This window comes from Dolichospermum planctonicum (assembly GCF_005402965.1).
GTDB classification, from domain to species: Bacteria; Cyanobacteriota; Cyanobacteriia; order Cyanobacteriales; family Nostocaceae; genus Dolichospermum; species Dolichospermum planctonicum.
The window spans coordinates 70,317-78,895 of record NZ_BJCF01000017.1 but is presented as its reverse complement, the minus strand read 5'-3'; the positions used below and the strand labels follow the sequence as shown (position 1 = coordinate 78,895).

Here is an 8,579-nt window from a genome sequence, read left to right as displayed (position 1 = left end):
TTTTTGGTGATTTACTGTTTCTCAAATGCCTTTTTTCACTTTATATGTTTGTTTTGATGCTCTCTTTAATTTTTTCTCTACGTAATTTACCTCTGTGACAGTTTGGGGTGCGGAATGTGGGTTTTAAGGTAACACCAACTTGTACAGACTGATCCTGTTTACTACTGGGCTGTTTATTAGAAGATGTTTCTTGTTCTGTTAATGGCTGTGCTGTCTTTGATTGAATTTGGCGATTATTGGACTGCAATGTGGCATTATTTAATAAATGAGATAAACTGTTAACAGAGCAGAAAATCAAAACAATGTAAAACAGGTAAAGATGTATAGGACGGAATTGAGCAATGTTTTGGTTTTTCCAAGTGGATTTAAAAGCCACTGGTTGATAACCAATCGGGAAATGACTGGCAAATTCCCTCCCCTTAATTCCTAAAGCATCTGCAAACTGCCTAATTAAACCTTGAATATAAATTGGTTCTGGTAGGTCGCTTAAATTACCTTCTTCAATGGCTTGCAAAAGTCGTCGAGGAATTCTGGTGAAGAGGACTAACTCATCAAGAGTTAAATTCTTTTCCTGACGTAGGGAAGCCAGTTGAGAGCCAAGCTGTATCAACTTTTCACTTTGATGTTGCTTGATAGAAGGTTTGATTGGCTGTTCATCCTTCTTTCTGAACCATTTCATGTTTTTCCTTTACTCCTTAACTCAGCTTTGTCTTTATGGGTGTGCGATTTATCTGCTTGCTTAAAAAAATCATCTCGTCTTGAGTTAAATGACGATATTCACCAACTTGCAAAAATGGTGTTATTGCCGTCTTTAATTGAATTGAACCTATGGCCGTCCGATGTAGCTTGATAACTGGATATCCCAACTGTTCGGCTACACGACGAATTTGCCGATTTCTTCCCTCCTGTAAAACAATTTCTAAACAGCTTTGGTTAATATAAGTTTCAATTAAACGCACCCGGGCTGGTCTGGTGATTTTTCCTTCCAGAATTACACCCTGACTCCACCTTTGAATAACTGCTGCGGGGGGATGTCCTTGGACAGTAACACGATAGCTCTTAGAAATACTATGACTAGGATGGGTAAGTCCATAAGTTAATTCCCCATCATTTGTCAGGATTAACGCTCCTGTAGAGTCTACATCCAAACGACCAACGGGGTGAATACCCAATCCCTCTCTTAATTCTGAGGGTAGCAGATCCAGGACAGTTGGTCTTCCTTGGGGGTCATGGCAAGTAGATACAAATCCTGCTGGTTTATGCAGCAATAAATAGATCAAAGATGGACGTTGTTCCGTCAGGACTGGTAGATCATCAATCAAGATTTTGTCTCGTTGGGGATCGACTTTTTGACCTAAATGTGCCAATATGCCATTAACACGCACCCTTGATTGTCTAATCATTTCTTCACTTTCACGACGGGAGGCAATGCCCCATTGAGCTAAAATTTTTTGTAATCGTTCCTCCATGTTTTAATTGTCACTTTTATTTCTCATTGAATACTATTATATTACTGATTTTTTGACTTTTTTGTGAAAAAACTCCTATATTACAGTTAAGAACTATTTAAGATACTTATAGCACTTGCGCAAGTGTCACACTAAAATTCTATTGTAGACGGTAGTCATGCACCTTGCTAATGTGCCAGTTGCGTAAGTCCTGACTTAATAGCTAAACATATTTACATATAATTACTGGAAAATGATAGAAACAAGTTCCCCAAATACAGATAATAACAAATTTAAGCTCATTACAAAAGTTTTGACTTCAGCAATCAAGTTATGGATAAGAACCCAGTTAAATCAAGTATCGGGTTTAGATGTACATATCAAAGCGAGCGATCGCCAACTTTTTTCTGGTTGTATTCCTGGGGTATCTATTTCTGCTAGTAAAGCTGTGTATCGAGGAATTCATATCACAGAAATCGAACTTTATGCCGAAAAAATACAACTTAATGTCTCATCAATATTGAGAGGACAGCCGCTGCAATTATTAGAAATAGTACCTGTTGTTGGTAAACTAATAGTTGAGGAACAGGATCTTAATAACTCCCTCTCATCTCCATTATTATTGACGGCTATAAATGATTTACTGATTACCTTAATACCACAATCTGGAATAAATTTCAAGTCCCTTAGTTGGCGAAAAATTACCCTTGACAATCAGTTATTGATCCTGCATGGTATAACTATTTCTGATAAGCAAGAAACATTCTTTAATATTCATTTATACTTAAAACTACTCAACGGACAAGAACTGCAATTGACACAAGTTGAGATCAAAAGCGACGAAGAAGTTATTCTAGAAGGATATGCTCCTGATATTATAAATCTGGGGACAGATGTTGATATTAAAGAAATCTCTCTGATACCGGGACAACTGATTTGTTATGGACGCATTAACATTAACCCATAGGCATCTGCCTGAATCAGGATATCCAGGACTTAAGGATTTTCAGGATTTCATACTGATATGTGACAATAAGCCACAAATTAAGCCGCAAATTAGGAATTATAGAGTTGTTTGTAAAAGCGGCAAAAGCAACGTCACAAAATAATAAACTAAAGGAGCGGTAAAAATATAACTATCAGTCCGATCTAAAATACCACCATGTCCGGGGATTAATTGTCCAGAATCTTTCACACCCGCATCACGTTTAAGTAACGATTCCGTTAAATCACCTAATAAACTAGCAATACCAATAATCAAACCCAATGTTAAACCGGTAATTAACCAGTAGGGAAAATGGAGAAAATAAGCACCTGTCACAGCCACGGCCAAACTAGCAGCAATACCAAAAACTGCACCTTCTACGGTTTTCCTGGGACTAATATCCGATAAACGAGTTTTACCGAAGAATTTACCAATAATATAAGCACCAATATCAGCAGCCCAAATACACAAAAAAGCGAGGATAGTGGTTGTTAAACCTGTTGATAGGGCGCTAAAATTGCCTTGTCCAATATCCTCCCAATGGGATGGCCAATAACCACCTAAAGGCAAATTGCTGGTAAGATCATGATTAATTTCCCGTAAGCGTACCCAGTAACTTGGTAAATAACCTACATAAAACAAACCCATAATAGAAGCGGAAATATCGGCAATTGTGGCTAGTTTAGGTTGAAAAAGTAGATAAAAACAAATCAGTGTTCCTGCTATGGGCATAATTGCATCAGCTAAACTAGCATTAAGAGTACAAATTGCCAATAAAACTTGACTGACAAACATAGTAGTTTTTACTGCTGGTGTAATGCCGCGAGAACGCACTAAGTTAAAATATTCTTGTTGACCTAAAAATACAACAATAGCGATCGCTATGGTGAAATACCACCCCCCTAATAAGGTTGAAGACAGCGCCATGACAATCGCAATAATTCCACTAACAATTCGAGACCAGGGCATAATAGTATTTTGGATTTTGGATTTTAGATTTTGGATTGAATCCAAAACCGAAAACCGCAGAAGTTTTAATTCATTCAAATTTAGTCTAATTTCTCACCACTGAGAATAAAAATGGGATCTCCAGCTACAAAAGTTTGAGAATAACCCCGTGTTTCCAAACGGTTCACCCCTGACTGGACAACTTCGATATTTCTCACTCTCAATTGGGAAAAACTTTGAGAAATAGCATACAGACTTTCTAGATTAGCAGCTGTTGCCACTACTCGTCCAGATGTGGGTAAATATTGCCATGCAGCTTGGACAATTTCATTTATCGCTTTTCCCCCCTCAATGCAAATACGATCAGGTTGTAACTTGATTTGATTTAAACATTCCGGGGCGTTACCTTCAATAACTTCTACGTTTTTCACTTCAAAGCGATCGCAATTGCGTTTAATCAGGTTAGCTACATCCTCATCACGTTCAATTGCAATTACCCGTCCTTGGGGACACAATAAACCCACCTCTATAGGAATTGTACCCGTTCCCGCACCAATATCCCACAATATTGAATCTGCTTGTAGTCGCAGTTGAGAAATCAACAACAATCTTAATTCTCGCTGACTGAGGGGAATACCTGGTAAATGCTCAAATAATTCATCGGGAATCCCTGGAGTAATATAAGGCCAAAGTGGGGAAGGCATAAGCAATTAAAAATTAAAATTAACAATTAAATTAACAATTAAATTAAAATCAGGAATGGGTAAGATAATTTTGGTATTTATGCTCATGAGTGACACAAGGATACTGTAATGATCATGAATAGGGAAATATTAGCCAATCGTTACGAGATTCAACAACAGTTAGGCAAAAAAGCTGGTAGAAGCACTTTCCTAGCTACTGATGTAGTAACTGGAAAATCGGTAATTGTCAAGTTACTTGCTTTTGGTGGTGATTTTGAATGGGATGATCTGAAATTATTTGAAAGGGAAGCCCAAACTTTAAAATCTTTATCACATCCTTTTATTCCAGCTTACTTAGACTATTTTGAGGTTAATTCCCCTATATATAAAGGATTTGCCCTCGTCCAGACTTATATCCCAGCCCAAACCCTAGAACAATATTTACAAACTGGGAGAAAATTTACAGAAGTTGAAGTCCAAGAAATTGCCAAAGCACTTTTAGAAATTCTTATATATTTACATAACTTAAATCCACCAGTTATCCATCGTGATATTAAGCCTAGTAATATTTTATTAGGAGAACGTTCTGGTAATAGCGTCGGTTCAGTTTATTTAGTAGATTTTGGTTCAGTTCAGACTGTTCTAGCAGCAGAAGGAGGGACAAGAACGATTGTCGGAACCTATGGTTATATGCCACAAGAACAGTTTGGAGGCCGCACAGTTCCCGCTTCTGACCTTTATAGCTTAGGATGCACAATAATTTATTTGGTGACGGGGACTCACCCAGCAGATTTACCCCAAAAGGATTTTTGCATTGAGTTTGAGCAATTTACTAATATTAGTCCCTATTTTACTAATTGGTTGCAAAAAATCACAGAACCGAGTTTAGAAAAGCGTTTCTCTTCTGCAACTCAAGCGCTAATAGCTTTAGAACAGGGAGAGGGAGAATATACCGAAATTACAGCTTTAGCTGTTGGTAAACCAGCAGGTAGTGAAATTCAAATCACAAAAAATGAAGATTTTTTAGAAATTACCATCCCCCCTACTGGCTTTAAACCCTCGATGGTATTTATAGGGTGTTTTGCCACATTTTGGAATTTATTTATATTAGTTTGGACTATTGGCGCTCTTTCTGCTCCTTTTCCCGCCAATATTCCCTTTGCTTTGTTTTCATTACCTTTTTGGGGTGCTGGTTTTTCGATGATATATGCTGGCATATTATACCCTTTATTTGGCAGCGTGAAAGTACGTATAGATAAAGAACAAATTACTTTTAATGCTTGGTTAGGAAAATGGAAAATCCGTCGTCGTTCAGCTTCTAGAGCAAGTATTAATAAACTGATTTATACACCACAACATTTTACTGGAGATTCGGAAGATAGAACCCTACAACCAGCAAAATTAGAAATTTGGGCGGGAGTGAAAAAATTTGAGTTTAATCTTGATACTCTGAAATCTGAAGCAGAATTAGAATGGTTAGCTATGGAATTAAGTGATTGGTTGGGTATAGGACTCTCTGAGGTAAGATAGTATTGAAGCCTCATCTAAATGCTACCGTGATTAATTTTCAGCATTATTGCCACTTTTGTATTTATCGGCTGAGGTTGGTTAATTATTAAACGTAAATAACATGAATTATAGCTAAAATTAACCCCCAGACCGAAATTATAAATTAGTCCGGGGGCAATTTACAAACAAGATCAAGTTCACTAAATCGGCGTATTGACCACAGAGGAAGGTGCTACCCCCCCAGAAAGTTTTGTCTGGGAATCATTGCTAATTGAGTTTTGTAGTGGTATTTCATCATCTATCACACCACGCAACTTAATTAACTTGATCGCCCGGTTAACACTTTCTGGTAAAATCACCACCAAACTACCATCGGCAGCCATATCTAAGGCTTTGTTAATGGCTTTAGTTTCGTCTAGAATTGATTCAAAGCGACTATTAGGCTTAACCTCATTAATACCCTTAGTAATCAAATCCGAGGCTGAACCCCGTGGCCGTCCTCTGGTATCATCATCTTCCTTAACAATAATATAGTCAAAGATATCCGCCGATAACTTACCCAGCATCACAAAATCTTCGTCACGGCGATCTCCAGGACCTCCAACCACACCAATACGCTGTCCTGTTGTCCAGTTGCGAACAAATGAACCCAAAGCCTCATAACTAGCCGCATTATGGGCATAATCAACTAAAGCGTGGTATTTACCCAAATTAAACAAATTCATGCGTCCTGGGGTTTGACTTACAGAAGCGCGGAAACTTCTCAAACCAGCACGAATTTGCTCAATTGTGACATCTTGGACAAAAGCTGCCAAACTTGCGGCTAAAGCATTAGCAATCATAAATGGCGCTCTTGCGCCCATTGTCAAGGGGATATTTTCCGCTCTTTCAATGCGGTGTGTCCAATCACCTTTAACAATTGACAGATAATCATGTTCATAGACTGCGGCTACTCCTCCCTTTTGGATATGCTTTCGCACCAGTTCTGAATCGGGATTCATGGTAAAATAAGCAACATTGGCCTTAGTTTTTTCTGCCATAGCCGCAACCCGTGGATCATCAGCATTGAGTACAGTATAACCATCAGGGAATACAGCTTCAGCAACTACGCTTTTAAGATGGGCTAATTGCTCTATAGTATCTATATCACCGATACCCAGATGATCCGCAGATACATTTAATACTACACCCACATTAGCATTATCAAAACCGAGTCCAGAGCGGAGAATACCACCACGAGCAGATTCTAATACCGCCACCTCTACAGTAGGATCTTGGAGGATGACATGGGCGCTTTGAGGACCAGTATTATCCCCTGATTCTACCAAGAAATCACCGATATAAGTACCGTCTGTGGTCGTATAACCAACCACCTTACCTGTTTGCTTATAAATGTGTGCCAATAGGCGGGTAGTAGTGGTTTTGCCATTTGTCCCGGTTACTGAGAGAATGGGAACACGGCTGGCTTGATCATTGGGGAATAGCATATTAATCACAGCACCAGCGACATTGCGGGGTATACCCACGCTGGGGGCGACGTGCATTCGGAAACCAGGAGCGGCATTAACTTCGACAATCACACCATCTAATTCTCTCAAAGGACGGCTAATATCAGAAGTGACAATATCTATACCAGCAACATCTAAACCGATGATTCTGACTACCCGTTGTGCTAACCAAACGTTTTCTGGGTGAATTTCGTCCGTACGGTCTACAGCACTACCACCTGTGCTTAGATTTGCCGTTGCCCGTAGATAACAAATTGCTCCTGATGGAGGCACACTATTGATAGTATAACCTTGTCTTTCTAGTAGCTGATAGCTACTACGGTCTAGTTCAATCTTAGTGAGGACATTATCATGACCTTCACCGCGCTTAGGATCTTGGTTAGTTTCTTCAATTAGTTCTAGAATAGTAGACTTGCCATTACCCACGACATGGGCGGGGATTCTTTCTGCTACAGCGACTACTTTGCCATTTACTACTAATACCCTATGGTCGCGGCCAAGATAATATCGCTCGACAATGATTGAGTTAGAAACTTGTCTAGCCATTTCGTAGGCTGCTTCTGCGTCTTTCCAGTTTCTGATATCAATGGTGATACCACGGCCATGATTGCCATCTAAAGGCTTAATAACGATTGGATAACCGCCAACATATTCAATAGCTTCTTCCAAATCGTCAAAGAAATTGATGACTGTACCTCTAGGAACTGGTATACCATTGGCATAGAGAATACGTTTAGTGGCTTCTTTATCACAAGCTAATTCTACACCGAGAATGCCTGTGTTATTGGTCATTGTGGCCTGAATCCGTTTTTGATGGATACCATAGCCCAACTGAATGAGAAACCTTGCTGGTAAAGGCATCCAGGGAATGCCTTTTTTCTCAGCTTCTTTAATAATGGCTTCTGTTGAAGGTCCAAGAGTTGCATCGCGCCAAAAGTCTTTTAAGTCTTGGATATCTTGCTCTAATTCGGCTTTCGGATAACGGCCTCGGTCAATAATGCTTTGACATAGCCTTACTGCTGCCCGTGCTGCGTAACGACCCGCTTCTTCATTTAGGTACTCAATCACTACCTGGTAAATCCCAGGTGTGGCAGTTTCACGGGTGCGACCGAAACCTACGTGCATTCCCGCCAATTCCTGGAGTTCCAAGGCTACGTGTTCCACTATATGACCCATCATAGTGCCTTCTCGCACCCGCATTAGAAAACCACCACGACAGCCGGGGGAACAATAGTGACCCTCTAAACTTGGCAGAGCCTCTACTAATCCTTCATAAAAGTCAGTTATTTCATTGGAGGGAGTTTCGGCAATATTCTCTAAGTCGAGGCGCGTAACGATCAGCTTGTGCCGTCTAATGCTCCAGTAGTTTGGGCCGCGTAAGGTCTGGATCTTGAGGATTCTCATGGGAATAGGTAGATGGAGATTCGGAACCAAAATTCTAGTTTCTGACTGGAATTGACCGCTAAACTGTTCATTTTGAACAGTTTTTCTGGTGAGA

Annotated in this window: 7 protein-coding genes; 2 read left to right on the top strand and 5 right to left on the bottom strand. The window is 39.6% G+C overall.

Annotated elements, in window-relative coordinates; all coding sequences use genetic code 11:
• Positions 1–40: 40 nt before the first annotated feature.
• Together FFO06_RS22560 and FFO06_RS09700 are read right to left on the bottom strand one after the other, a co-directional pair.
• Entirely contained in the window at positions 41–679 is a 639-nt protein-coding gene (locus FFO06_RS22560) for a helix-turn-helix domain-containing protein (RefSeq protein WP_137907857.1), read from the bottom strand.
• 16 nt (positions 680–695) lie between these two features.
• The gene (locus tag FFO06_RS09700) at positions 696–1,469 is read right to left on the bottom strand and encodes a pseudouridine synthase (protein WP_137907856.1); all 774 of its coding nucleotides are present in this window, start codon (positions 1,467–1,469) and stop codon (positions 696–698) included.
• 292 nt (positions 1,470–1,761) lie between these two features.
• On the opposite strand from FFO06_RS09700, the gene FFO06_RS09695 reads away from it, so the two are divergent.
• Positions 1,762–2,415, top strand: coding sequence for an LmeA family phospholipid-binding protein (locus FFO06_RS09695; RefSeq protein WP_306420211.1), 654 nt, complete (start codon positions 1,762–1,764; stop codon positions 2,413–2,415).
• A 96-nt stretch (positions 2,416–2,511) separates the two neighbouring features.
• Here FFO06_RS09695 and FFO06_RS09690 read toward each other — a convergent pair whose 3' ends face one another.
• On the bottom strand, positions 2,512–3,402 hold the full coding sequence (locus tag FFO06_RS09690) for a phosphatidate cytidylyltransferase (RefSeq protein ID WP_137907854.1): 891 nt from the start codon (positions 3,400–3,402) through the stop codon (positions 2,512–2,514).
• Positions 3,403–3,482: 80 nt separating this feature from the next.
• Entirely contained in the window at positions 3,483–4,085 is a 603-nt protein-coding gene (cbiT, locus tag FFO06_RS09685) for a precorrin-6Y C5,15-methyltransferase subunit CbiT (RefSeq protein WP_137907853.1), read from the bottom strand.
• A gap of 114 nt (positions 4,086–4,199) precedes the next feature.
• Between cbiT and FFO06_RS09680 the strand changes: the two genes are divergently transcribed.
• Complete coding sequence (locus FFO06_RS09680; RefSeq protein ID WP_137907862.1) at positions 4,200–5,594, top strand: serine/threonine protein kinase; 1,395 nt, start codon at positions 4,200–4,202, stop codon at positions 5,592–5,594.
• A 179-nt stretch (positions 5,595–5,773) separates the two neighbouring features.
• Here FFO06_RS09680 and cphA read toward each other — a convergent pair whose 3' ends face one another.
• Positions 5,774–8,485, bottom strand: a complete 2,712-nt coding sequence (gene cphA / locus FFO06_RS09675) for a cyanophycin synthetase (protein ID WP_137907852.1) — start codon at positions 8,483–8,485, stop codon at positions 5,774–5,776.
• Positions 8,486–8,579: the final 94 nt, after the last annotated feature.